Genomic DNA, 23,723 nt, shown 5'->3' with positions numbered 1-23,723 from the left:
GTCATGGGTGAGATCAGCGCCGAGCCGTCGATGGAAGAGATCCTCTCCTCGATCAAACGGATCATTGCCGAAGAGGGCGAAGTGCCCGCCCGCCAGCGTCGCCAGCCGCGCCCCGTGCCCGCGCCTGCGGTCGAGGATGATTCGCCCGAGGTCCTGGAACTCAGCGATCCCATGCCGCTGCGCATGAAGGTCGAAGCCGCCGCCGCCCGTGCCGCCGAATCGGCGATGCGCGCCGTGGCGCCCGAACCGGTTCCCGCGCCGACCCCAGCTCCCGAGCCGTCGGCCTATGTTGCCGCACCCGCTCCCGCCGCCCCGTCGGTCCAGGCCGATCTGGACGATGCCGAGGAGGCGATCGTTTCCCCGCGCGTGGCCGAGGCCAGCCGTGGTTCCCTGGAGGCGCTCAGCCGTATGATGGTCAAGCCCGAACCCACCAGCGATGGCACGCTCGAAGGGCTGGTTCGCGACATGCTGCGCCCGATGCTGCGCGAATGGCTCGACACCCATCTGCCCGAGATGGTCGAGGCGATGGTCGCGCGCGAAATCGCCCGGATCACGCGCGAAGGCCGTTGATCCTGCCCGCCGGCTTTTCCGTTTGGGGGGAACCGGCGGCATTCGTCCGGGTTCGTTGGGCATGAACCCGACACCCGAGACGCCCGATCTGTCGAAATCGACGCGCTCACACGTGTCGTCCCCGCCGATCGCCGATGCGACACAGCCCCATTCGGGCCAGTCGGACATCTTCTTCGCCGCCGTGAAGACGACGCGTATGCCGATGATCGTCACCGATCCCCGGCAGCCCGACAATCCCATCGTCTTTTGCAACGAAGCCTTCAGCTTCATGACCGGCTATTCCGAGGAAGAAATTCTCGGCACCAATTGCCGTTTCCTGCAGGGGCCGGAAACCGACCGCGACGTGGTGGCCCAGGTTCGTGCGGCGATCGCGCGTCGCGACGAGATCGCGGTCGAACTGCTCAACTATCGCAAGAACGGCTCGACTTTCTGGAACGCGCTGTTCGTCTCGCCAGTCTATGACGATGCGGGCGAGCTGGTCTATTTCTTCAGCAGCCAGCTGGACATCTCGCGCCGCCGCGAGGCCGAGGATGCGCTGCACGAGGCACAGAAGATGGAGGCGGTCGGCAAGCTGACCGGCGGCATCGCGCACGACTTCAACAATTTGCTCCAGGTCATCATCGGCTATGCCGACATTCTGGAAGCGCGGGTCGACCAGAATGATCGCAGCGGTAGGCGCGCGGTCGAGGCGATCGGTGCGGCTGCCGCGCGCGGTGCGACGCTGACCCAGCAATTGCTCGCTTTTGCCCGCAAGCAGGAATTGCGCGATCGGCTGCTCAACTTCAACCAGTTGATTGAGGATTTCCGCCCGATCCTGAACCGCACGGCGGGTGACGGCATCGTGATGCGCCAGCGGCTGGAGGAAAATCTCTGGAATTGCCGGATCGATCCGGTTCAGGCCGAGATGGCGCTGCTCAACATCGTCACCAATTCGCGCGAGGCGATCGGTCGACGGTCGGGGCAGGGCGAGATTACCATCTCGACCCGCAACATGATCCAGTCCGGCGAAAGTCCCGAGGGGCCTGCCAATCTGGAACCCGGCGAATATGTCATGGTGCGTGTCGCCGATGACGGGCCGGGCATCGATACGCAGATCGCGGACAAGATTTTCGACCCCTTCTTCACCACAAAGGAGATGGGCAAGGGCGCAGGCCTGGGGCTGGCCATGGTCTATGGCTTCATGCGCCAGTCGGGTGGCCTGGCCACGGTCGAGACGGACGCGGACGGCGCGGCGATCTCTCTTTATTTCCCCCGCGCCGCCGGTGTCACCGAACGTCGCGCCGCTCCCGTGCAGGCTGCTCGCAGCGGCGGGGTCGAACGCGTGCTGATGGTCGAGGATCAGCAGGATGTCGGCGATCTCGGCAAGTCGATGCTCGAGGATCTGGGCTATGACGTCGTCCTGACCCGCAGCGCCCGCGAAGCGCTCGACCATCTGGCGCAGGACAGCGACTTCGCATTGCTCTTCACCGATATCCTGATGCCCGGTGGCATGAACGGCGTCGGGCTGGCCCAGGTCGTGCGGCGCGACTATCCGCATTTGTCGGTCCTGCTGACCACCGGCTTTGCCGACGAGGCGATCGATGAGGGCGCGCGCTCCTATGAGCTGATTCGCAAGCCCTATCGCCGCGCCGACCTGAACGAGCGGATTCGCGCGGTGCTCGACCGGCCGGGCGCCCGGACCTGATAGCATCTGGCGTCACGCCGCGCGGGTGATTAAGGCAGCGTCATGACTGAGCTGCCCAAGACGTTCGACCCCGCCGCAATCGAAGCCCGCTGGTATGGCCATTGGGAGGAAAAGGGCCTGTTCCGCCCCGACCGCCCCAATGCCGAGCCGTGGACGATCGTCAACCCGCCGCCCAACGTCACCGGCAACCTGCATATCGGCCATGCGCTCGACAACACGTTGCAGGACATCTTGGTCCGCCATGCCCGTTTGAAGGGCAAGGACGCGCTGTGGGTGGTCGGCACCGACCATGCAGGCATCGCGACCCAGATGGTGGTCGAGCGCCAGATGAACGCGCGCGGCGAAAAGCGCACCGACTTCACCCGTGACCAGTTCCTGGAAAAGGTCTGGACGTGGAAGGCGGAGAGCGGCGGCCAGATCACCGGCCAGTTGCGTCGCCTGGGCTGCTCGATGGACTGGGCCAATGAGCGGTTCACCATGGATGAGGGCTTCAGCAAGGCGGTGCTGAAGGTCTTTGTCGACCTTTACCGTCAGGGCCTGCTCTACCGCGACAAGCGGCTGGTCAACTGGGATGCCGGGCTCGGCACCGCGATCAGCGACCTGGAGGTCGAGACGCGCGAAGTGAAGGGCAGCTTCTGGCGCCTGCGCTATCCGCTCGCCGACGGATCGGGCTTTATCGAGGTCGCGACGACGCGGCCTGAGACGATGCTCGCCGACATGGCGGTCGCGGTACACCCGGACGACGCGCGCTACACCGCACTGATCGGCCAGCAGGTGCGCCTGCCGATCACCGGCCGCCTGATCCCGATCGTCGCCGACGAACATGCCGACCCCGAACTGGGTTCGGGCGCGGTCAAGATCACGCCCGGCCACGACTTCAACGATTTCGAGGTCGGCCGCCGCGCCGGGATCGAAGCGCGCGACATGCTCAACATGCTCGATGCCAAGGCGCATATCTGCCAGACGTCGGACGGTCTGATCCCGGACGCGTTCCTCGGCCTGTCGACCGCCGACGCGCGCAAGGCCGTCGTTGCGCGGCTGAAGGACGAGGGCGTCCTGATCCCGCACATCGACAAGGACGGCGAAGAGCATGACGCCGAACCGCGCACGATCCAGACCCCGTTCGGCGACCGTTCCGGCGTGGTGATCGAGCCATGGCTGACCGACCAATGGTATGTCGACGCCAAGACGCTCGCCCAGCCCGCGATCGAGGCGGTGCGCTCGGGCAAGATCAAGATCGTGCCGCAAGCCTGGGAGAAGACCTTCTTCAACTGGATGGAAAACATCCAGCCCTGGTGCGTCAGCCGTCAGCTCTGGTGGGGCCATCAGATTCCGGCATGGTTTGGGCCTACGGCGGCTGGGTATGTGATATCCGACGCAGGAAGTGGCGATGGACCCACCGATTTAGGTTGGACTTGTGTTGCTCTCGACGAAGACGAGGCTCGCAAGGTTGCGCTAGAGCATTACGGCAAGTTCGGAATTACGAAAATCGAGTTTGTAGACAGGCCTCATGAGGGGCCACGCAACTACTTCCGACATGTCGTATCAAATGGGCAACCAAATGATACTGTCTGGCTGTGGCGCGATCCAGACGTCCTCGACACTTGGTTTTCCTCTGCGCTGTGGCCCTTCGCGACGCTGGGCTGGCCCGACACGGGCGACAAGACGCTGGCGGGCCGCTACCCGAACGACGTCCTCATCTCGGGCTTCGACATCCTGTTCTTTTGGGATGCGCGGATGATGATGCAGGGCATGCACTTCATGGAAGATGTGCCCTTCAAGACACTGTATCTCCACGGTCTTGTTCGTGCTGCCGATGGCTCCAAAATGTCGAAGTCGAAGGGCAATACGGTCGATCCGCTGGGCCTGATCGACCAATATGGCGCCGATGCGCTGCGCTTCTTCATGGCGGCGATGGAAAGCCAGGGCCGCGACATCAAAATGGATGAACGCCGGGTCGAGGGCTATCGCAACTTCGCGACCAAGCTGTGGAACGCGGCGCGCTTCGCCCAAGCGAACGGCATCGGCGCTTCGGCGACGCTGGAGGCTCCGAACGCCACCCTGGCGGTCAACAAGTGGATCATCGCCGAGACGGTGAAGACCGTGCAGGCGGTCGACCTGGCGCTGGCCGATTACCGCTTCGACGGCGCGGCGAACGCGATCTATCAGTTCGTTTGGAGCCGCTTCTGCGACTGGTATCTCGAACTCATCAAGCCGGTCCTGCAAGGCGGCGAAGAGGGGGGTGACGAGACCCGCGCGGTCGCGGGCTGGGTGCTCGACCAGATCCTGGTCCTGCTCCACCCGTTCATGCCCTTCATTACCGAGGAGCTGTGGCACGCGATGGGCGCACGCGATCACGACCTGATCGTGGCGCACTGGCCGATGGCCGACGCTCGCGCGCTCGATCCGGAAGCGGAGCGTGAGATCGACTGGCTGATTCGTCTGGTCAGCGAAATCCGCGCCGCGCGCACCGAACTCAACGTGCCGCCGGGCGCGCGCCTGCCGATGCATGTGCGCGATGCGAATGACGGCACCACGGCGCGGCTGGCGCGACAGGCCTCGGCGCTCGCACGTTTGGCGCGCGTCGATACGGCCGAGGGCGAAGCCTCGGGCGGTGCGGCGCAGGTGGTGGTGGACGAGGCGACCTTCGTCCTGCCGCTGGAGGGCGTGATCGACCTCGACGCCGAACGCCAGCGCCTGACCAAGGCGATCGCGGCGGTCGAGAAGGAACGTGACGCGTTGGGCGGGCGGCTGAGCAATGCCAGCTTCGTCGAGCGCGCCAAGCCCGAAGCGGTCGAGAAGGCGAAGGCCGACCACGCCGACAAGATGGCCGAAGCGGCCCGCCTGCACGCCGCGCTGGGTCGCCTGGGTTGACAAAAAAGTCCTCCCCATCGCCAGATGGGGAGGGGGACCGCGGCCGAAGGCCGTGGTGGAGGGGCGAGGGGCAAGGGGCCTCCACTATCGCTGGCGCGTATGCGAGCTTTGGCTTGCCCCCGGCAAGCCAAGATTGTGCCGGGGGCACAATCTCGCCCGCACACCCCCTCCCCAAGCCGAGCTTGGGGAGGAATAGAGATCACCCCTGTTCCCCCAGCCGTCGCAGCCGCCGGATACGCGGCTCGCGCTGAAGCTGTGCCTCGCGGCGTATGACCTGCCGCAGCTCGTCGCGTTTCTCGTGGATCGATGCGATCACCGGCCCCATCGCGACGCCCAGATCGACCAGCACCGCCTCGGAGAGTTGCAGCGAGCTTTCCAGCGTCTCCGGCACCGCTTCGCTGACGCCCGCGCGGTATAGTTCGGTCGCATGCGCCATGTCGCGCGCGCGGGCGATGATCGGCAGGTCGGGCGCCGCCTCTCGGATACGTCGCGCCAGCCGCACGGTCAGCACCGGATCATCCATCGTCAGGATCAGCGCCCGCGCGGCGGGCAGGTTCAGCCGGTCGACCAGTTCCGCGCGCGCCACGTCGCCGAACAGCACGGGATAGCCCGCTCGCCGCGCCTCACCGACCGAATCGATATCCGCCTCGACCGCGACATAGGACTGGCCGTGGACGGTCAGCATGTCGGCGATCATCTTGCCGACGCGGCCAAAGCCGATGATGACCGTGCGCCCGGTATCGCCATCGGCCTCGGGCGCGGGGGGCTGGTCGCCGCTACGCGCCTCGATCCGGCGGGACATGACCCGGCCGGCCTTGGCGAGCAGCGGGGTGATGGTCAGGCCGATCGCGGTCACCGTTTGCCAGAAGCTGGCGGTCGAGGGCAGGATCAACTGCGCCTGCGCCGCCGTCCCCAGCACGATCAGCGTGGTCTCGGACGGGCTCCCCATCAGCAGCCCCGTCTCCGCCGCCACACCGCGCCGGGCATGGGCGACCCGCAGCAGCAGATAGGTGACGATCGCCTTCACCGCGACGACGCCGACCACCGCGAGCAGCAGCATGTCCCAGTTCTTGGCGATCAACCGCAGGTCCAGGCTCATGCCGACGGTAATCAGGAACACGCCGAGCGCGAGGCCCTTGAACGGCGCGGTCATCACCTCGACCTCGGAATGATATTCGGTCTCGGCGATGAGCAAGCCCGCCAGCAGCGCGCCGACGATCGGCGACAGGCCCGCCGCCGTGGTGGCCACGCTGGCGACGATGACGACCAGCAGCGAAGCGGCGAGGAACAACTCGGGGCTCTTGGTACGCGCGGCCTGGGCGAACAGGCGCGGCAAGACCAGCTTGCCACCCAGATACATGGCGACGACGGTCAACCCGCCGCGCAAGGCGACACCCGCAATGCCGACCCAGCCCTCGTCGCTGGCGGTCGGGGCCATGGCGCCCAGCGCGAAGATGATGGGGACCAGCGCCAGATCCTCGAAGAGCAGCATCGCGAACGCGCCGCGACCCACGGGGCTGGTCGTGCCGACCAGCGGCAGCACCAGCGCGGTCGAGGAGAGGGTGAGGGCGAGGCCCAGACCGATCGCTCCCCCCCAGCCTTGGCCCAGCATATGGAGCGCGATCCCGATCAGCGTTGCCGAGCCGATCAACTCGGCCGCGCCGGTGCCGAACACCAGCCTCCGCATCGCCCAAAGCCTGCGAAAAGACAGCTCCAACCCGATGGAAAACAGCAATAATATGATACCGAACTCGGCAAAGGGTTCGATCGACTCCGGGTTGGAGATGGTCAGATAATAGAGCCACGGCGCATGGGGCACCAGCGAGCCGAGCCCGGCCGGACCGACCAGCAGCCCGACCAGGATGAACCCGATGACCGGGCTGACCCGGAAGCGCGCAAAGGCCGGAATGACGATCCCCGCCGCCCCGAGGATCACGAGGGCGTCGGAAAAGCCCTGATTGTCTAACCGAAGTGCCATGACGACAGACTAACCCGGCTTTGCCGCGCTTGTCAGGTCGTTAATCCCACGAAACGACGATGGGGCGATTCGTCCAATGGGGTATGATGCGGCGGCGGCGTTAGGGCGGCGGGATGAAGCCGCTTTCGTTGACCGTCCTGTTCGCCATCCTGCCTTGCCTGGCCCTGACCGCCTGCGGGGATGGCGACCGGGCCGAGCGGCTGAGGCAGGCGGGGCCGAACCCGTCGCTCGACGCGCTGATGCGGGTCGCGGATGCCGATGCGGGCGCGCGAACCTTCGGCCAGTGCCTGGCTTGCCATACGATCGGCAAGGGCGAACTCGACCGGGCGGGGCCGAACCTGCACGGTATCATGGGCAAGCCGGTCGCGGGCGGGAGCGCGCGCTATGGCTATACCGCCGCACTGGAGCGGGTCGGCGGGCATTGGGATCGGGCGACGATGAACCGCTGGCTGACCTCGCCACAACGCTTCGCGCCGGGCACGAAGATGACCTTTCCCGGCCTGCCCGATCCGCTCGCGCGGGCGGATGTGATCGCCTATCTGGAGCGGGAAGGGCGGTGAGCGCGGGGCGTGCGCTGCGCCTTCGCCCAGCGCGAACGGCTGGGGGGATAGGCGCGGCTTTAATCACCAACCGCCGTTCAGCCTGAGCGTAGTCGAAGGCCATGCGACAAGCTCTCTAATGTGCTTTTGGCAAAGGTATGCCCTTGGCCTTCGACTGCGCTCAGGCTGAACGGAGGTCGGGGAATAGAAAAAAGGCCCGGAGACAACGCCTCCAGGCCCCTTCTCACAACCTTATGGCAGAAATTACTGCCAGTTGGCCATTTCGGTTTCGAGGTTGACGCGGATCGCCTCGAAGAACTGCTCGGTGGTCATCCAGGGCTGGTCAGGACCGATCAGGATCGCGAGGTCCTTGGTCATCTGGCCGTTCTCGACGGTCTGGATGCAGACCTTTTCCAGCGTCTCGGCAAAGCGCACGACGTCCGGCGTGTTGTCGAACTTGCCGCGATACTTCAGGCCGCCGGTCCAGGCGAAGATCGACGCGATCGGGTTGGTCGAGGTCGCCTTGCCCTGCTGGTGCTGGCGATAGTGACGGGTCACGGTGCCGTGCGCCGCTTCCGCCTCGATCGTCTTGCCGTCCGGGGTCATCAGGACCGAGGTCATCAGGCCGAGCGAGCCGAAGCCTTGCGCAACGGTGTCCGACTGCACGTCGCCGTCATAGTTCTTGCAGGCCCAGACGAATTCGCCATGCCACTTGAGCGCCGAGGCGACCATGTCGTCGATCAGGCGATGCTGATACTCGATGCCCGCCGCCTTGAACTGATCGGCGAATTCGGCGTCGAACACTTCCTGGAAGATGTCCTTGAAGCGGCCGTCATAGGCCTTCAGGATGGTGTTCTTGGTCGACAGATAGACCGGCCAGCCACGGTTCAGGCCATAGTTCATCGAGGCGCGCGCGAAGTCGCGGATCGAATCATCCAGATTGTACATGCCCATGGCGACGCCGGCGCTGGGGAAGTTGAACACCTCCTCCTCGATCTTCTCGCCATTCTCGCCTTCCCACTTCAGGGTCAGCTTGCCCTTGCCGGGGACCTTGAAGTCGGTCGCCTTGTACTGGTCGCCGAAGGCGTGACGGCCGACGACGATCGGGTGCGTCCAGCCCGGAACCAGGCGGGGAACGTTCTTGATGACGATCGGCTCGCGGAAGACCACGCCGCCCAGGATGTTGCGGATCGTGCCGTTGGGCGACTTCCACATCTTCTTCAGGCCGAATTCCTCGACGCGCTGCTCGTCGGGGGTGATCGTCGCGCACTTGATCGCGACGCCGTACTTCTGGGTGGCGTGGGCGCTGTCGATCGTCACCTGGTCGCTGGTCGCGTCGCGGTTCTGGACCGACAGGTCGAAATAGGCCAGTTCGATGTCCAGATACGGCTTGATCAGGCGTTCACGAATCCATTCCCAGATGATCCGGGTCATTTCGTCGCCGTCGATCTCCACGACGGGGGTGTTTACCTTGATCTTCGCCATATGCGCATCCTTCAGATTAGGCGGGTTTGGTGACGCGTCTAGGGGAGGGGGCGCGGCGGATCAACCACCCCCGATGGTTGGCGAAAAGGCCGGGGCGAACCGAAAAGATTGTGCGATGGCCGGTGGACAGGTAGACAGGCCCGATGCCTTCGCTTGAAAAGCCCCCCGTCGCGACCACCACCGTCAAGTGGCGCTTTCCCGCCGTCCATCCCGAAGGGCGCAAATATGTGCTGATCGGGGCGGGCCTGACCATCATCGCCACGCTGATCACCAAGGTGCTGTTCTGGCCGTTCGTCGGCCTGTGCATCTGGATCGCGGCATTCTTCCGCGATCCCGTCCGCACCACGCCGCAGGGCGACGACCTGATCGTCGCGCCCGCCGACGGCCTGGTGACGATGATCCAGCGCGTTCCGATCCCGCGCGAGCTGGTCGGCGAACTGGGCGAGGCGCCGCTGGTCCGCGTGTCGATCTTCATGTCGGTGTTCGACGTTCACATCAACCGCACGCCCGTTGCGGGCGTCATCCGCCAGGTCGTCTATATCTCGGGCAAGTTCCTGAACGCCGATCTGGACAAGGCGTCGGACGAGAATGAACGCCAGCATTTCGTGGTCGAAGGCCGCGACGGCCGGAAATACGGCTTCACCCAGATCGCCGGTCTGGTCGCGCGTCGTATCGTCGGTTTCGTGAAGCCCGGGGACATGGTTGCCGCAGGGCAACGCGTCGGCCTGATCCGCTTCGGCAGCCGCGTCGACGTATATCTGCCCGACGACGTCACGCCGCAGGTCTGTCTGGGCCAGCGTTCGGTCGCGGGCGAGACGGTGATCGGCCGTGTCGGCGGCAAGCCGATGACCGGCATCGCGCAGTAAGCCGCGCGCTTCGATGGCCCTTTCCCCCCGTTTCGCCCGTCGCCATACCGATGGCGAGCCGCCCCGCGGTCTGCCGCTGCGGGCGATCATTCCCAATGCGGTGACGGCGCTTGCGCTGGTGTCCGGGCTGACGGGGGTGAAGTTCGCCATCGCGGGATCATGGGAGGCGGCCGTCACCATGATCATGGTCGCAGCCGTGCTGGACGGGCTGGATGGCCGGATCGCACGGTTGTTGCGCGGGGAAAGCCGGTTCGGGGCGGAGCTTGATTCGCTGTCCGACGCCATTTCCTTTGGTGTCGCACCTGCCCTGATCCTCTATCTCTGGTCGCTCGAAAATCTGCCGCGCATCGGATGGATCTGCGCTGTGCTGCAGGCGGTGTTCTGCGCGTTGCGGCTGGCGCGGTTCAATTCGCAACTCGACGTGGCCGATCAGCCGCGCAAGACGGCGGGCTTCTTTACCGGCGTTCCGGCCCCCGCCGGGGCCGGACTGGCGATGTTGCCGCTCTATCTCTGGTTCTGGACCGGCGAGCCGATCTTCTCGTCGCCCTATCTGGTCGCGCCCTGGGTCGCGCTTGTCGCCATGCTGATGGTATCGAGCCTGCCGACACTGTCCTGGACCTCGTTCCGCCTGCGCCGCCATGTGCGGTTCGAGGCCCTGGCGATCCTTGTGCTGGTCGGGGTCGCGCTGATCTCGGCACCGTGGCATGCACTGACCGCGCTGTGCCTGGCCTATCTGTTGAGCATCCCCGCCACCATGATCGCCTATGCGCGGCTCAAGCGGCCACGCGGCGGCGGACCAGCGAAGGGGCAGGGGACCCCGCCGCCCAGCGCCTGACGGCGATCCGGCGCTCGGCCACCACCAAGGTGGCCAGCGGCGTAAAGGCAGGCTCGACATGGCCCGTGGCCAGATGCAGGATGCGGCGCCATTGGGGTGCCACCATCATCGCTATGGTGGTCAGGGCGGCGACCAATGCGCCCGTGAAAACCAGAACACTCACCACGATCATCATGATGCCAGCCTCCTGCCGTTCGTGACGAACCGGCATATTAACCGGGTCGTAACCATTGATTTTTTCGTCCAGTTCCGTCGCCGAAACGGCGACATCAGGTTGAGTCGTGCCAAATTCACGATGTTGCGAATTCGCAATGCGACGATCAACCTGTGTTCCCTGTTGTGATCGCTTTATGTTCCGCTGATGTTCCTGTGTCAACGGTGTTCGGAACAAAAGTGAACGTCCTTCGGCGCTTGCCATGGGGTTTCGCATCGGCTAAGGGCGCCCCCCTCAACACCGCATGGGAAGCATCATATTTCGGTGCGCATGGGCTTGGCCCGCCGCGTCATCCGCTTCCCAGAGGACTAACCGGAAGGAATTATCTTATGGCGGCACCCGTCGTCACCATGCAGCAGCTGGTCGAGACCGGCGCGCACTTCGGCCACCAGACCCACCGCTGGAACCCGAAGATGAAGCCCTACATCTTCGGCGACCGCAACGGCGTCCACATCCTCGACCTGTCGCAGACCGTGCCGCTCTTCGCGCGCGCTCTGGAGTTCATCAGCTCGACCGTCGCGGGCGGTGGCAAGGTCCTGTTCGTCGGCACCAAGCGCCAGGCGCAGGAGCCGGTCGCCGAGGCCGCTCGCCGTGCTGGCCAGCACTTCGTCAACCACCGCTGGCTGGGCGGCATGCTCACCAACTGGAAGACGATCTCGAACTCGATCAAGCGCCTCAAGACCCTTGAGGAGCAGCTGTCGGGCGACACGCACGGCCTGACCAAGAAGGAAGTGCTGAACCTGACCCGCGAGCGCGACAAGCTCGAGCTGTCGCTGGGCGGCATCCGCGACATGGGCGGCATCCCGGACGTGATGTTCGTGATCGACGCCAACAAGGAAGAGCTGGCGATCAAGGAAGCCAACACGCTGGGCATCCCCGTCGTCGCGATCCTCGACTCGAACGTCTCGCCCGACGGCATCGCCTTCCCGGTTCCGGCGAACGACGACGCCAGCCGCGCGATCCGTCTGTACTGCGAGGCCGTGGCCATTGCCGCGACCCGTGGCAACAACGAGCAGCAGCGCCGCAGCGGCGCCGACTTCGGCGCGATGGCCGAGCCGCCCGTCGAGGAGGCGCTGACCGTCGCCCCGACCGAAGCCGCCGAGCAGGCGGTCGAGGCCGAGCGCCAGATCGACGCGTAATCGCGTGACACAGCCCCGCGGTGCGGGCGGGGCGATCATCGACCGGGCGGGGCAACCCTTCGGTCGATGACATCGGCTTGACATGCAAGCCGTGCTAAGGGCCGCCTCCGATGGGGCGGCCCTACCCGCATCCCCCTTTTCAGACAGAGGATTGAGACAATGGCCGATATCACCGCAGCGATGGTCAAGGACCTGCGCGAAAAGAGCGGCGCGGGCATGATGGACTGCAAGAAGGCGCTCAACGAAGCCGCTGGCGACATGGACGCCGCGCTGGATTGGCTGCGCACGAAGGGCCTGGCGGCCGCGCAGAAGAAGTCGAGCCGTACCGCCGCCGAAGGTCTGGTCGGCGTCGCCACCAGCGGCACCGTCGGTGCTGCCGTCGAAGTGAACTCGGAAACCGATTTCGTCGCCAAGAACGACCAGTTCCAGGCGTTCGTGAAGGACGTGACCGAGATCGCGCTGAAGACCAGCGACGATATCGAAGCGCTGAAGAACGAAGCGATGCCGCAGGGCGGCACCGTCGCCGAAGTGTTGACCAACAACGTCGCCACCATCGGTGAGAACCAGTCGCTGCGTCGCGCCAAGCGCCTCGAAGTGTCGAAGGGCGCGGTCGTGTCCTATGTCCACAACCAGCAGGCGCCGGGCCTGGGCAAGATCGGCGTGCTGGTCGCGCTGGAGTCGGAAGCCGCCGATGACGTGCTTCAGTCGCTGGGCCGTCAGCTGGCGATGCACATCGCCGCTGCCTTCCCCAAGGCGCTGAATGAGGCCGACCTGGACGAGGCCGAGATCGAGCGCGAGCGCGCGATCGCGACCGAAAAGGCCGCCGAATCGGGCAAGCCCGCCGACATCATCGCCAAGATGGTCGAAGGCTCGATCGCCAAGTACCGCAAGGAGCACGCGCTGGTCAGCCAGCTGTTCGTGATCGACGGCAAGACCAAGATCAGCGACGTCGTGGCGAAGGCCGGCAAGGACGCCGGTGCCGAGATCAAGCTGGTGGACTATGTCCGCTTCCAGCTGGGCGAGGGCATCGAGAAGGAAGCGTCGGACTTCGCGGCCGAAGTGGCCGCCGCGTCGGGCGTTCCGCAGAAGGCGTAATGCTTCGCGCCGTCCCGTGACGGGACGGTGAAGGTGCAGGGGAGCGGCTGCCGCAGGGTGGTCGCTCCCTTTGCGTTTGGGGTGTGCGCCAATCCTCCCCATCGTCAGATGGGGAGGGGGGCCGCGCCCGCAGGGCGTGGTGGAGGGGCGTGACCATGTCCGTTCCGCCCCTCCACCATCGCTGGCGCGATGGTCCCCCTCCCCAAGCAAGCTTGGGGAGGAATAGGAGCGTCCATCCTCCGTTCGCTCAGCCTGAACGGGGGTAGGGGCGAAATGCCAAGTCTCTTCGGTGAGACGCACTGTCCGACGAAAATCCCCGCAACCCGCCGCTCCGTGGTTGCCCGCTGGCCGGTCGCCGCCTAAGGTCCGCGCCACTTTCCTCACCAAGATCCGAGAAACGATGACCACCCCGCGCTTCAAACGTATTCTTCTGAAATTGTCGGGTGAAGTCCTGATGGGCGAGGGTGGCCTGGCCATCTCGCCGGAGATCACCGCGCGCGTGGCGCAGGAAATCGCCGATGTCCGCGCGCAGGGCTATGAGTTGTGCATCGTCGTGGGCGGCGGCAATATCTTTCGCGGCCTGTCGGCGGCGGCCAAGGGGATCGAGCGGGCGACCGCCGATTATATGGGCATGCTGGCGACCGTGATGAACGCGCTGGCGGTGCAGAATGCGCTGGAGCAGATCGGCGTCGACACGCGCGTCCAGTCGGCCATCCCGATGTCGAGCGTGTGCGAACCCTTTATCCGCCGCCGTGCCGAGCGGCATCTGGAAAAGGGCCGCGTGGTGATCTTCGCCGCCGGTGTCGGCTCGCCCTTCTTCACCACCGACAGCGGTGCCGCGCTGCGCGCCGCCGAGATGAAGTGCGACGCGCTGTTCAAGGGTACCAGCGTCGACGGCGTCTATGATGCCGATCCGAAGAAGGTGCCGACCGCGACCCGTTATGAAACCGTCACTTTCTCCAAGGTGCTGTCCGACGACCTGAAGGTCATGGACGCCTCGGCCATCGCGCTGTGCCGCGACAACAATATCCCGATCGTCGTCTTCAACATCCGCGAACATGGCAATTTCGGTGCCGTGCTGTCGGGTCAGGGTGTGTCGACGATCGTCCAGAACGCAGGAGCATAAATCATGGCAGCCTATGACAAGTCCGACCTCGAGCGCCGTATGCAGGGCGCGGTCGAATCGCTGAAGCACGACCTGAACGGCCTGCGCACCGGCCGCGCCTCGACCGCGCTGCTCGATCCGGTGACGGTCGAGGTCTATGGCAGCCACATGCCGCTCAACCAGGTCGCCACCGTCTCCGCGCCCGAGCCGCGCATGTTGTCGGTGCAGGTGTGGGACAAGTCGAACGTGTCGTCGGTCGAAAAGGCGATCCGCTCTGCCGGTCTGGGCCTGAACCCGATCAATGACGGTCAGACGCTGCGTCTGCCGATCCCCGACCTGACCGAGGAGCGCCGCAAGGAACTCGCCAAGCTGGCGGGCAAATATGCCGAGGGCGCGCGCATCGCGGTGCGCAACGTTCGCCGCGACGGCATGGACAGCCTGAAGGTCGACGAGAAGAAGGGCGTGTTCGGCGAGGACGAGCGCAAGCGCCACGAGACCGAGGTGCAGAAGCTGACCGACGCCACCATCGCCGAGCTGGATGCGGCGGCGGCGGCCAAGGAAAAGGAAATCCTGGGCAAGTGAGTCCTCCGGCCGCCTCGGCCCAGACGGCTCTGGGGTCGCTGGTGGCCGTGCCCGATACGGGTGCGGTCCCGCGTCACGTCGCGATCATCATGGACGGCAATGGCCGCTGGGCCAAACGCCGTCTGCTGCCCCGCTTCGCCGGTCACAAGGCCGGGGTCGATGCCGTGCGCCGGATCGCGCGCGCGGCGCGGGCGCAGGGGATCGAGGCGCTGACGCTTTATGCCTTCTCCTCGGAGAATTGGCGGCGGCCCGAAACCGAGATCAGCGACCTGATGGGCCTCTTGCGCATCTTCCTGCGCAAGGACCTGGCCGAGCTGGTGTCGGACAATGTCCGGTTGCGGGTGATCGGCGACTATCGCCGCTTTCCCGCCGATCTGGTCGCGATGATCGACGATGCGATCGCGCGGACGGCGGCCAATAGCGGCCCGGTCCTCGCCATCGCGCTGAATTACGGGGCGCAGGCCGAACTGGTCGAGGCGACCCGTCGGTTGGCGCTCAAGGTGGCTGCGGGCGAGATGGCGGCGGACGCGATCACGCCGGAGGCGATCGAAGGCGAACTGCAGACCAATGGCCTGCCGCCGCTCGACCTGGTGATCCGCACCTCGGGCGAGCAGCGCCTGTCCAACTTCCTGCTGTGGCAGGCGGCCTATGCCGAGCTGTTGTTCGTCGACACGCTCTGGCCCGATTTCGACGAGACGGCGCTGGCCGATGCGGTGGCCGAGTTCGGTCGACGACACCGGCGTTTCGGCGGCCTGTGACCGACCCCGAATCCCCCAAGGCTGGGGTGCCCGAAGCGGCTCCGGTCGAGACCCCCGCGTCCGGCATGTCGAACCTGACCAAGCGGGTCCTGGCCAGTATCGTGATGATCGCGGTGGCCAGCGTTTCACTCGTGCTGGGCGGTCTGGCCTTCTGGCTGCTGGCCGTCGTCGTCGCCCTGTTCATGATGGCCGAATGGTCCGATCTGCTGAAGGTCGATGCCAGGCAGAAGCGGCTCGCCCAGTTCGCGCTGTCGGTGCCCCTCGCCATCATGGCGCCGGGGCTGGCCGCGGGGCCGGGCTTTTTCGCGCTGGGGTTGATCGCGGCGACCTTTTTCTTCCTGACCATCGTGTCGCGCCGCCCGGAATATGGGGCAGGGGCCTTTTATGTCGGGCTGCCGGTCTTTTCGCTGCTGGCGATCCGGCTGCACGATGACGGGCTGGTCCTGTCGCTCTGGTCGATGGCGATCGTCTGGGCCTGTGACAGCGGCGCATTCTTCGTCGGGCGGCAGTTCGGCGGGCCGAAGCTGGCCCCGAGCATCAGCCCGGCCAAGACCTGGTCGGGCCTGATCGGCGGTATCACGGCGGCGACACTGCTGGCGGTGCTGATGCGCTGGGCGCATGGCCTGCCGCTGCATCTGGTCGTTGCGACGCCGCTGCTGGCGGTGCTGGCGCAGATGGGCGACCTGTTCGAGAGCGCGCTGAAGCGGCGCGCGGGCGTCAAGGACAGCGGTAACGTGCTGCCCGGCCATGGCGGCGTGATGGACCGGCTGGACGGCATCGTGCCGGTCGCGCCGATCGCCGCTCTCCTGATCTTTCTGCCGGATCTGTTCTGATGCGTAGCGTGACCATTTTGGGGGCGACCGGATCGGTCGGCACCTCGACGCTGGACCTGATCGAGCGTGAGCCGGATCGCTACCGCGTCCGCGCGCTGACCGCCAATTGCGACGTCGCCAAGCTGGCGGCGGCGGCGAAGCGGACCAACGCCGAACTGGCGGTCGTCGCGGACGAAAGCTGCCTGCCCGATCTTCGCGCGGCGCTGGCGGGAACGGAAACCCGCGCGGCGGGCGGCCGGGCGGCGGTGATCGAGGCGGCGGCGATGCACGCCGACTGGACGATGGGCGCCATCGTCGGCTGTGCCGGGCTGGAGCCCGCCATGGCCGCCATCGCCAATGGCGGCACGGTGGTGCTGGCCAACAAGGAGCCGCTGGTCTCGGCGGGCGAGGTGGTGCTGGCGGCCGCGGCCAAGGCGGGGGCGACGCTGCTCCCGGCCGACAGCGAGCATAACGCCATCTACCAGTGCTTCGACTTCGCGCGGCCCGAGCGGGTGCGCCGGATCGTCCTGACCGCCAGTGGCGGGCCGTTCCGGCAATCGACGACGGAGGAGATGCGCCGCGTCACCCCCGAACAGGCGGTGGCGCATCCCAACTGGTCGATGGGCGCGAAGATCTCGGTCGATTCGGCGACGATGATGAACAAGGGGCTGGAACTGATCGAGGCGGCCCGCCTGTTCCCGGTCCCATCCGACCGGATCGAGATCGTGCTGCATCCGCAATCGGTGATCCACTCGGCGGTCGATTATGTCGACGGCTCGATGCTGGCGCAGCTGGGGCCGTCGGACATGCGCGTGCCGATCGCGCATTGCCTGGCCTGGCCCGACCGGATGCCGACGCCGATGGCGCCGCTGGATCTGGTCGCGCTGGGGCGGATGGACTTCGCCGCGCCCGATCCGGTGCGCTTCCCGGCACTGCGGCTGGCGCGCGCGGCGCTGGAGGCGGGCGGGGCGGCTCCGGCCATATTGAACGCCGCCAACGAGATCGCGGTCGCGGCTTTTCTGGCCCGGCGCATCGGCTTCCTCGAAATTGCCGCAATCGTCGAGGATGTTCTCCATCGCTACGACCCCGCCCCACCGGAGTCGCTCGACGCGGTGATCGCGATCGATGCGGAGACCAGGGTGATAACGGCCGAGCGCGTTGAGGATTGCGTCGTTTGATCGAAACCCCCGGCCTGTTATTGACCGTCCTGGCCTTTGTCCTTGCCCTCGGCCCGCTCGTGTTCGTTCACGAGATGGGGCATTATCTTGCCGGGCGGCTGTTCGGCGTGAAGGCCGAGACCTTCTCCGTCGGCTTCGGGCGCGAGATCGCCGGGTTCACCGACAAGCGCGATACGCTGTGGAAGATCGGCTGGCTGCCGCTGGGCGGTTATGTGAAGTTCGCGGGCGACATGAACCCGGCAAGTCAGCCCGACGCCGCCTGGCTGTCGCTGCCGCCCGAGGAACGCGCCCGCACCTTCCAGGCCAAGCCGGTGTGGCAGCGTGCGATCATCGTCGCGGCAGGGCCTGCGATCAATTTCGTCGCGGCGATCCTGATCCTGGCGGGCTTTGCCTATGCTTATGGCGAGGCGGTCGTGCCGCCGGTCGTCGGGCAGATCATGCCGGGCAGCGCGGCGGCCGCGACCTCGCTACGCCCCGGCGACCGGGTGACGGCGATCGACGACCGAGCCGTCACCGACTTTTCCGATATCGCCCGCTATGTGCAGATTCGTGCCGGGGACCGGGTGACGATCGCGGCGACGCGCGGCGGCACGCCCTTCACGACCAGCGCGACCATCGGCACCGAGGAGCAGCGCGACCGCTTCGGCAACAGCTATCGCATCGGCCGCCTGGGCGTGCGTGGCGCGGGTACGGTCGACATCCGGCCGGTGGGCCTGTTGCGCGCACCCGTCGTGGCGGTTCATCGCACCGGTGAGATCGTCCGCATGATGGTCGAGACGCTGGGCCAGGTGATCTCCGGCCGCCGCTCGGTCAAGGAACTGGGCGGGCCGGTATCGATCGCGAAAGTGTCGGGCGAGCAGATGGCGCTGGGCCTGGACGCCTTCGTTTTCTTCGTGGCGCTGGTCTCCATCAATCTGGGGTTCATCAACCTGTTGCCAGTGCCGATGCTGGATGGCGGTCATCTTCTCTTCTATGCGATCGAAGCGGTGCGGCGACGCCCCCTGGAGCCGGTGGCCCAGGAATGGGCATTCCGTGGCGGTTTGATCGCGATCCTGGCCCTGATGCTCTTCGTAACGTTCAACGATCTGGGCAATTTGGGGCTGTGGAACAATATCCGCAGCTTGATCGGCTGACGCCGATGGGGCAGGGCGCGACGACGACAGGGGTCGGTTCGACTTTTCTGGGGTGGGTTTGGTGACAGCAATGACGGGTATGAAGACTGTGCGCGCGGGCGCCATGCTGCTGGCGGGCACGATGCTGTCGGGAGTTCCCGTCATGGCGCAGACCGCGCCTGCCGCGCCGAGCGCCGGGGCGGGTGCCGCTCCGACGCAGGCCGTGGCGCCAGCGCCGGTGCGCACGATCAAGACGCTGCGGGTCGAGGGCGCCCAGCGTATCGAGCCCGAGACGGTGTTGTCCTACACCAAGCTGCGGGTCGGCATTCCCTATACCCCGGAGACGCTCGACCAGGCGCTGAAGGATCTTCAGGCGTCCGAACTGTTCGCCGACTTCTCGATCTCCGGCGTGGAGACGGGCGACATCGTGCTGCGCGTGCGCGAGAACCCGATCATCAACCGGGTCATCCTGGAGGGCAACAAGCGCCTGAAGGAAGACAAGATCAAGAAGGAGATCAAGCTGTCTCCCCGCCAGATCTTCACCCGGACCGCGGTTCGCCAGGACGTGGCGCGCATCGTCGAGCTGTATCGCCGCCAAGGCCGGTTCGGCGCGGTGGTCGAACCCAAGATGGTCAATCTCGACCAGAACCGCGTCGATGTGGTGTTCGAGATCAGCGAAGGGCCGAAGTCCAAGGTCCGCCAGATCAACATCATCGGCAACGAGAAATTCTCCGACGACGAACTGCGCGGTGCGATGTACACCAAGCAGTCGCGCTGGTTCCGTTTCCTGTCCTCGGCGACCAGCTACGATCAGGATCGCCTGGCCGCCGACCAGCAGAAGCTGCGCCTGTTCTACCTGACCAACGGCTATGCCGATTTCCGGGTCACGAGCGCGGTCGCCGAGCTGACGCCGGACAAGAAGGACTTCATCATCACCTATGTGGTGGAGGAAGGTCCGCGCTACAAGTTCGGCGACGTCAAGGTCGACAGCCAGATCCGCGACTTCGACAATGAGAAGCTCGCCCAGTCGCTGCCCATGAAGAAGGGCGACTGGTACAACGCCAAGCTGATCGAGGACTCGATCGACAGCCTTAGCCAGACGGCGGGCCTGTTCGGCTATGCCTTCACCGATGTGAACCCCGACTTCCAGCGTGACAAGGACACGCTGACCATGTCGATCACGTTCAACATCGCCGAGGCCAAGCGGACCTATGTCGAACGGATCGACATCAACGGCAACACGCAGACGCAGGACAAGGTCGTCCGCCGCGAGATCCGCGTGGCCGAGGGCGATGCCTTCAACAGCTTCCAGGTCCGCCGCAGCCAGGACCGCATCAACTCGCTCGGCTATTTCCAGGAAAAGCTGGAGATCAAGCAGAACCCGGGTTCAACGCCCGACCGCATCGTGCTGGAAACCAATGTCGAGGAACAGTCGACGGGTTCGTTGCAGCTGTCGGCCGGTTACTCGTCGTTGGAGCGCTTCATCATCCAGGCGAACATCACCCAGCGCAATTTCCGCGGCAAGGGCCAGGAACTGCGCGCAGGCGTGAACTATTCGGCCTATTCCAAGTCGATCGAACTGGGCTTCACCGAGCCCTATGTGTTCGACAAGAATATCGCGCTGGGCGTCGACGTGTTCCGCCGCGACTTCAACTCGTTCAACTATCTCGGCACCACCCGCCAGACGACCTACAGCCAGGTTTCGACCGGCTTCCAGGTGCGCGCGGGCGTGCCGCTGACCGAATATTGGTCGCTGTCGGGTCGCTATGGCCTGACCTATGACCAGGTCGGCCTGGCCTCGTCCTTCTTCAACGCGGACGGCAGCTGTAACTTCCAGCAGGCCGGGCGTTATCTCTGTGACTCGATCGGCAATCGCTGGACCTCGTCGGTCGGCTACTCGCTGATCTACGACAGCCTGAACAGCCGCCTGCGTCCGACGGCGGGTCATCGCTTCTCGTTCAGCCAGGACTTTGCCGGTCTGGGCGGTGACGTGAAATATATCCGCACCCGCGCGGAAGGCGCCAAGTTCAAGGGGCTGGGCAAGGGCTTCGTCTTCTCGATCCTGGGCGAGGGCGGCTATATCCACTCGCTCGAAGGCAGCCGTGGTCCGGGCATCGATCCGGTCCGTATCGTCGACCGCTTCTATCTGGGCGAGCCGCAGTTCCGCGGCTTCGACATTCGCGGCGTCGGCCCGCGCGTGCTGCGCGTGCCTTATGTCATCGGCAACGACGGCAGCCAGTCGCTCAGCAAGGACCGCCAGCAGTTCGTCGACGACGCGCTGGGCGGCCGCGCTTACTATCTGGCGCGTGCGGAGCTGGAAATCCCGTTGGGTTCGGGCGCGCGTGAGATGGGGCTGCGTCCCAGCGTCTATGTCCAGGCGGGCAGCCTGTGGGGCGTCACGCGCCCGCTGCCCTCGCTCAACTTCCCGCAGGCGAAGGACGCCAACGGCAATCCGTTGTTCAACAAGGACGGTTCGCCGACGCTGGCGCCCGTCGCCCAGACCGATGCGCAGGGACGTCCGCTTTTCCAGGTGCCCACTAACGACAGCACCACGGCGGACAAGACGGCGGGCCTCACCACCACCTGCCAGACCGGCTATTCGGCGACGCTGGGTGGCGCCTGCTCCGGTGGGACGGCCAATATCGCGCTCCAGAACACCAACTATGCCCAGGAGCAATTCTACCTCGGCACCTGGAAGCCGCGCGTGTCGATCGGCATCGGTGTGAACTGGAATTCACCATTCGGACCGCTGCGCATCGACCTGGCCAAGGCATTGGTCACGCAGCCGGGCGACGATCCCAAGCTCATCACTTTCAACGTAGGGACTCAGTTCTGATGAAGACGATTTCGAAGCTCCTCCTGGCGGCGGCCCTTGTCGCCCCGGCCGCGACCGTCGCCACCACCGCCAGCGCGCAGGTGAACGGCGTCGCCGTTGCCGACCCGCAGGGTGCGATCGCCGGTTCGCGCGCCTGGGCCACCGCCCGTCAGCAGATCGAGACGACCTACAAGGCGCAGCTCGATCAGGCCGAAACCCGCCGCACCGCGCTTGGCCGCGAGCTGGAGCCGCTGGTCCAGGCGTTCCAGACCGCCCGCGCCGCGCCGAACGCCAACGAAGCCGCGCTGCGCACCCAGGCCCAGTCGATCCAGGCCAAGCAGCAGGCTGCCGAGCAGGAACTGGGCCGTCTGACCCAGCCCGCTGTCCGTGCGCAGACCTATGCGGTCGAACAGATCCAGGCGCGTCTGGGCGAAGCGGTGCAGAACGCCGTGCGCGCCAAGAATGTCAGCCTGCTGGTCAGCCCGCAGGCCGTGCTGTTCATGCAGCCGACCGCCGACATCACGTCCGCGGTGACGGCGGAATTGGACAAGCTGGTCCCGACCGTCAGCATCACGCCGCCCGCCAACTGGCAGCCTGGCCAGCAGGGTCAGCAGGGCGCTGCCCCGGCCGGGGCTGCTCCCGCCGCCGCCGCCCCGGCGCCTGCCCGTCGCCAGAACAGCGGCCGGTAATATCCCCGTGAGCGACGTCGTGAACGAAGAGGCGAAGACCGTCATCGGCCCGATGGACGTGACGCGGGTCATGGCGGCGATCCCGCACCGTTACCCGATGCTGCTGGTCGATCGTGTCGAGGAACTGGTCCTCGACACGTCGATCCGCGCGGTAAAGGCGGTGACGATCAACGAGGCCTTTTTCCAGGGCCATTATCCCGGCCGTCCGATCATGCCGGGCGTGTTGATCGTCGAGGCGCTGGCGCAGGCCGCCGGTGTCCTGGGCGTGGAAAGCCTGGGCCTCGTGAATTCGGGCAAGCTGGTCTATTTCATGTCGATCGACGGCGTGAAGTTCCGCAAGCCCGTCGAGCCCGGCGTGCTCCTGCACCTGGAGGTCGAGTTCGTGTCGAAGCGCACCCGCGTCTGCAAGTTCGCAGGGGTCGCCAAGATCGACGGCGTCGTCGTGGCGGAAGCCAATTTTACCGCGATGATCGCCGATCCGCCCGCAGAAGCTTAGAGTCGAAAACGATCAACTCTGCTCACCCCTCCCCTGAAGGGGAGGGGCTAAAACCGTGCAATGCTGATCGCTTTCAACTCTAAGCTGGGGCATAAGCGACCGTCACGGGCTTTTGACTAACGGAGCGCGGTCCGCTATGGGCCGCGCCTTGAGCTTGAAGGCTGGTCGGAACCAGCCATTTTCCGGAGCAATATCATGAAGACCGATACGCATCCCGACTATCACATGATCAAGGTGCAGATGACCGACGGCACCGTGTTCGAAACCCGCTCCACCTGGGGCAAGGAAGGCGACACGATGCAGCTGGACATCGATCCGCTGGCGCACCCCGCCTGGACCGGCGGTCGCGGCACCATGCTGGACACCGGCGGTCAGGTCGCGCGCTTCAACAAGCGTTTCGGCGGCGGTCTCACGCTCCGCAAGTAATCGCTTCCGGCCTCATCGCCGGACGATCGAAGGACCCGGTGCTTCCCATGAAGCGCCGGGTTTTTTGCGTCTATGGGAGGAAGCGAGCCGGAAATAGGTTTGCAGTCTGTTAACCAGCGGTGTTTAGACTGGCCCCATGTTCGCCGCTGAATTCGAACCTGCCGAATTTGCCAATCGCCGTCGCTCCCCGCGCACGGCGACTGCGCTGGACACCGAAATGGGGCGCGGCGGGCTCGACCGGGCGCTATGCCGGGTGACGGACATTTCGATCAGCGGCGCGCGGCTTCAGACCTATACCGAATTGCGGCGCGGCCTGAAAATCTGGTTGCGCCTGCCCCATGTCGGCGAGATCGAGGCCAAGATCGTGTGGGCGTCCGACTTTGCCGCGGGGTGTCATTTCCAGACGCCCTTGACGCGTGAGGCGTTCGACATACTGGCCCCGATGACCGCCTGATCCGTTCCATCGGCTGG

At 65.7% G+C, this 23,723-nt stretch carries 22 protein-coding genes; 19 read left to right on the top strand and 3 right to left on the bottom strand.

All coding sequences use genetic code 11. The features are described 5' to 3' along the window. The first annotated feature begins 3 nt into the window (after positions 1 to 3). The 3 genes from BSZ14_RS01380 to BSZ14_RS01370 all read left to right on the top strand — a co-directional run bounded on the left by BSZ14_RS01380 (position 4) and on the right by BSZ14_RS01370 (position 5,128). Positions 4 to 570: a DUF2497 domain-containing protein gene (locus BSZ14_RS01380; protein ID WP_042487665.1), complete on the top strand. Its 567-nt coding sequence runs from the start codon at positions 4 to 6 to the stop codon at positions 568 to 570. A gap of 61 nt (positions 571 to 631) precedes the next feature. Continuing rightward, positions 632 to 2,254 (top strand): histidine kinase famiy protein, encoded by a 1,623-nt coding sequence (locus tag BSZ14_RS01375; RefSeq protein ID WP_076709408.1) that lies wholly within the window; start codon positions 632 to 634, stop codon positions 2,252 to 2,254. Between the two features lie 42 nt (positions 2,255 to 2,296). Beyond that, the gene (locus tag BSZ14_RS01370) at positions 2,297 to 5,128 is read left to right on the top strand and encodes a valine--tRNA ligase (protein WP_076709407.1); all 2,832 of its coding nucleotides are present in this window, start codon (positions 2,297 to 2,299) and stop codon (positions 5,126 to 5,128) included. Between the two features lie 199 nt (positions 5,129 to 5,327). Here the strand turns inward: BSZ14_RS01370 and BSZ14_RS01365 are convergent, their stop codons facing one another. Next, the gene (locus BSZ14_RS01365) at positions 5,328 to 7,106 is read right to left on the bottom strand and encodes a cation:proton antiporter domain-containing protein (RefSeq protein ID WP_076709405.1); all 1,779 of its coding nucleotides are present in this window, start codon (positions 7,104 to 7,106) and stop codon (positions 5,328 to 5,330) included. Positions 7,107 to 7,219: 113 nt separating this feature from the next. On the opposite strand from BSZ14_RS01365, the gene BSZ14_RS01360 reads away from it, so the two are divergent. Then, positions 7,220 to 7,666, top strand: coding sequence for a c-type cytochrome (locus BSZ14_RS01360; RefSeq protein ID WP_076709404.1), 447 nt, complete (start codon positions 7,220 to 7,222; stop codon positions 7,664 to 7,666). Positions 7,667 to 7,909: 243 nt separating this feature from the next. Here BSZ14_RS01360 and BSZ14_RS01355 read toward each other — a convergent pair whose 3' ends face one another. Further along, a complete protein-coding gene (locus tag BSZ14_RS01355; RefSeq protein WP_042487678.1) occupies positions 7,910 to 9,130 on the bottom strand; it encodes an NADP-dependent isocitrate dehydrogenase in 1,221 nt (406 codons plus the stop codon). Between the two features lie 143 nt (positions 9,131 to 9,273). Here BSZ14_RS01355 and BSZ14_RS01350 point away from each other — a divergent pair, with 143 nt between their 5' ends. Beyond that, the gene (locus BSZ14_RS01350) at positions 9,274 to 9,996 is read left to right on the top strand and encodes a phosphatidylserine decarboxylase (protein ID WP_042487681.1); all 723 of its coding nucleotides are present in this window, start codon (positions 9,274 to 9,276) and stop codon (positions 9,994 to 9,996) included. A 13-nt stretch (positions 9,997 to 10,009) separates the two neighbouring features. Continuing rightward, a complete protein-coding gene (gene pssA, locus BSZ14_RS01345) occupies positions 10,010 to 10,831 on the top strand; it encodes a CDP-diacylglycerol--serine O-phosphatidyltransferase (protein WP_076709402.1) in 822 nt (273 codons plus the stop codon). Here pssA and BSZ14_RS19955 read toward each other — a convergent pair. Next, positions 10,770 to 11,249: a hypothetical protein gene (locus BSZ14_RS19955; protein WP_241823596.1), complete on the bottom strand. Its 480-nt coding sequence runs from the start codon at positions 11,247 to 11,249 to the stop codon at positions 10,770 to 10,772. The genes pssA and BSZ14_RS19955 overlap by 62 nt on opposite strands. Positions 11,250 to 11,374: 125 nt before the next feature. On the opposite strand from BSZ14_RS19955, the gene rpsB reads away from it, so the two are divergent. The 13 genes from rpsB (at position 11,375) to BSZ14_RS01275 (ending at position 23,706) form a co-directional block, all read left to right on the top strand. Beyond that, on the top strand, positions 11,375 to 12,184 hold the full coding sequence (gene rpsB, locus BSZ14_RS01335; protein WP_042487688.1) for a 30S ribosomal protein S2: 810 nt from the start codon (positions 11,375 to 11,377) through the stop codon (positions 12,182 to 12,184). 159 nt (positions 12,185 to 12,343) lie between these two features. Next, positions 12,344 to 13,279, top strand: a complete 936-nt coding sequence (gene tsf, locus BSZ14_RS01330) for a translation elongation factor Ts (protein ID WP_042487691.1) — start codon at positions 12,344 to 12,346, stop codon at positions 13,277 to 13,279. A gap of 400 nt (positions 13,280 to 13,679) precedes the next feature. Continuing rightward, entirely contained in the window at positions 13,680 to 14,405 is a 726-nt protein-coding gene (pyrH, locus tag BSZ14_RS01325; protein ID WP_056439658.1) for a UMP kinase, read from the top strand. Between the two features lie 3 nt (positions 14,406 to 14,408). Then, on the top strand, positions 14,409 to 14,966 hold the full coding sequence (frr, locus tag BSZ14_RS01320) for a ribosome recycling factor (protein WP_042487694.1): 558 nt from the start codon (positions 14,409 to 14,411) through the stop codon (positions 14,964 to 14,966). Positions 14,967 to 15,007: 41 nt separating this feature from the next. Then, the gene (locus tag BSZ14_RS01315) at positions 15,008 to 15,724 is read left to right on the top strand and encodes an isoprenyl transferase (protein ID WP_076709501.1); all 717 of its coding nucleotides are present in this window, start codon (positions 15,008 to 15,010) and stop codon (positions 15,722 to 15,724) included. Positions 15,725 to 15,789: 65 nt separating this feature from the next. Then, the gene (locus BSZ14_RS01310) at positions 15,790 to 16,557 is read left to right on the top strand and encodes a phosphatidate cytidylyltransferase (RefSeq protein ID WP_198930430.1); all 768 of its coding nucleotides are present in this window, start codon (positions 15,790 to 15,792) and stop codon (positions 16,555 to 16,557) included. Continuing rightward, positions 16,557 to 17,714, top strand: coding sequence for a 1-deoxy-D-xylulose-5-phosphate reductoisomerase (gene dxr, locus BSZ14_RS01305; RefSeq protein ID WP_076709399.1), 1,158 nt, complete (start codon positions 16,557 to 16,559; stop codon positions 17,712 to 17,714). Before BSZ14_RS01310 ends, dxr begins: the two co-directional genes overlap by 1 nt. After that, positions 17,711 to 18,847: an RIP metalloprotease RseP gene (gene rseP / locus BSZ14_RS01300; RefSeq protein ID WP_076709397.1), complete on the top strand. Its 1,137-nt coding sequence runs from the start codon at positions 17,711 to 17,713 to the stop codon at positions 18,845 to 18,847. The genes dxr and rseP overlap by 4 nt, the downstream gene beginning before the upstream one ends. Positions 18,848 to 18,917: 70 nt before the next feature. Continuing rightward, on the top strand, positions 18,918 to 21,662 hold the full coding sequence (bamA, locus tag BSZ14_RS01295; protein WP_042487703.1) for an outer membrane protein assembly factor BamA: 2,745 nt from the start codon (positions 18,918 to 18,920) through the stop codon (positions 21,660 to 21,662). Continuing rightward, positions 21,662 to 22,330: an OmpH family outer membrane protein gene (locus BSZ14_RS01290; RefSeq protein ID WP_076709396.1), complete on the top strand. Its 669-nt coding sequence runs from the start codon at positions 21,662 to 21,664 to the stop codon at positions 22,328 to 22,330. Before bamA ends, BSZ14_RS01290 begins: the two co-directional genes overlap by 1 nt. Positions 22,331 to 22,382: 52 nt before the next feature. Further along, positions 22,383 to 22,826 (top strand): 3-hydroxyacyl-ACP dehydratase FabZ, encoded by a 444-nt coding sequence (gene fabZ, locus BSZ14_RS01285; protein ID WP_076709498.1) that lies wholly within the window; start codon positions 22,383 to 22,385, stop codon positions 22,824 to 22,826. 195 nt (positions 22,827 to 23,021) lie between these two features. Beyond that, the gene (gene rpmE, locus BSZ14_RS01280) at positions 23,022 to 23,252 is read left to right on the top strand and encodes a 50S ribosomal protein L31 (RefSeq protein WP_042487709.1); all 231 of its coding nucleotides are present in this window, start codon (positions 23,022 to 23,024) and stop codon (positions 23,250 to 23,252) included. Positions 23,253 to 23,388: 136 nt separating this feature from the next. Beyond that, complete coding sequence (locus BSZ14_RS01275; RefSeq protein ID WP_042487712.1) at positions 23,389 to 23,706, top strand: PilZ domain-containing protein; 318 nt, start codon at positions 23,389 to 23,391, stop codon at positions 23,704 to 23,706. Positions 23,707 to 23,723 lie beyond the last annotated feature (17 nt).

This window comes from Sphingomonas sp. Sph1(2015) (assembly GCF_001970915.1).
GTDB classification, from domain to species: Bacteria; Pseudomonadota; Alphaproteobacteria; order Sphingomonadales; family Sphingomonadaceae; genus Sphingomonas; species Sphingomonas parapaucimobilis.
Note: the sequence above shows the minus strand (reverse complement) of the source record. Positions and strands in the feature narration are given on the sequence as shown.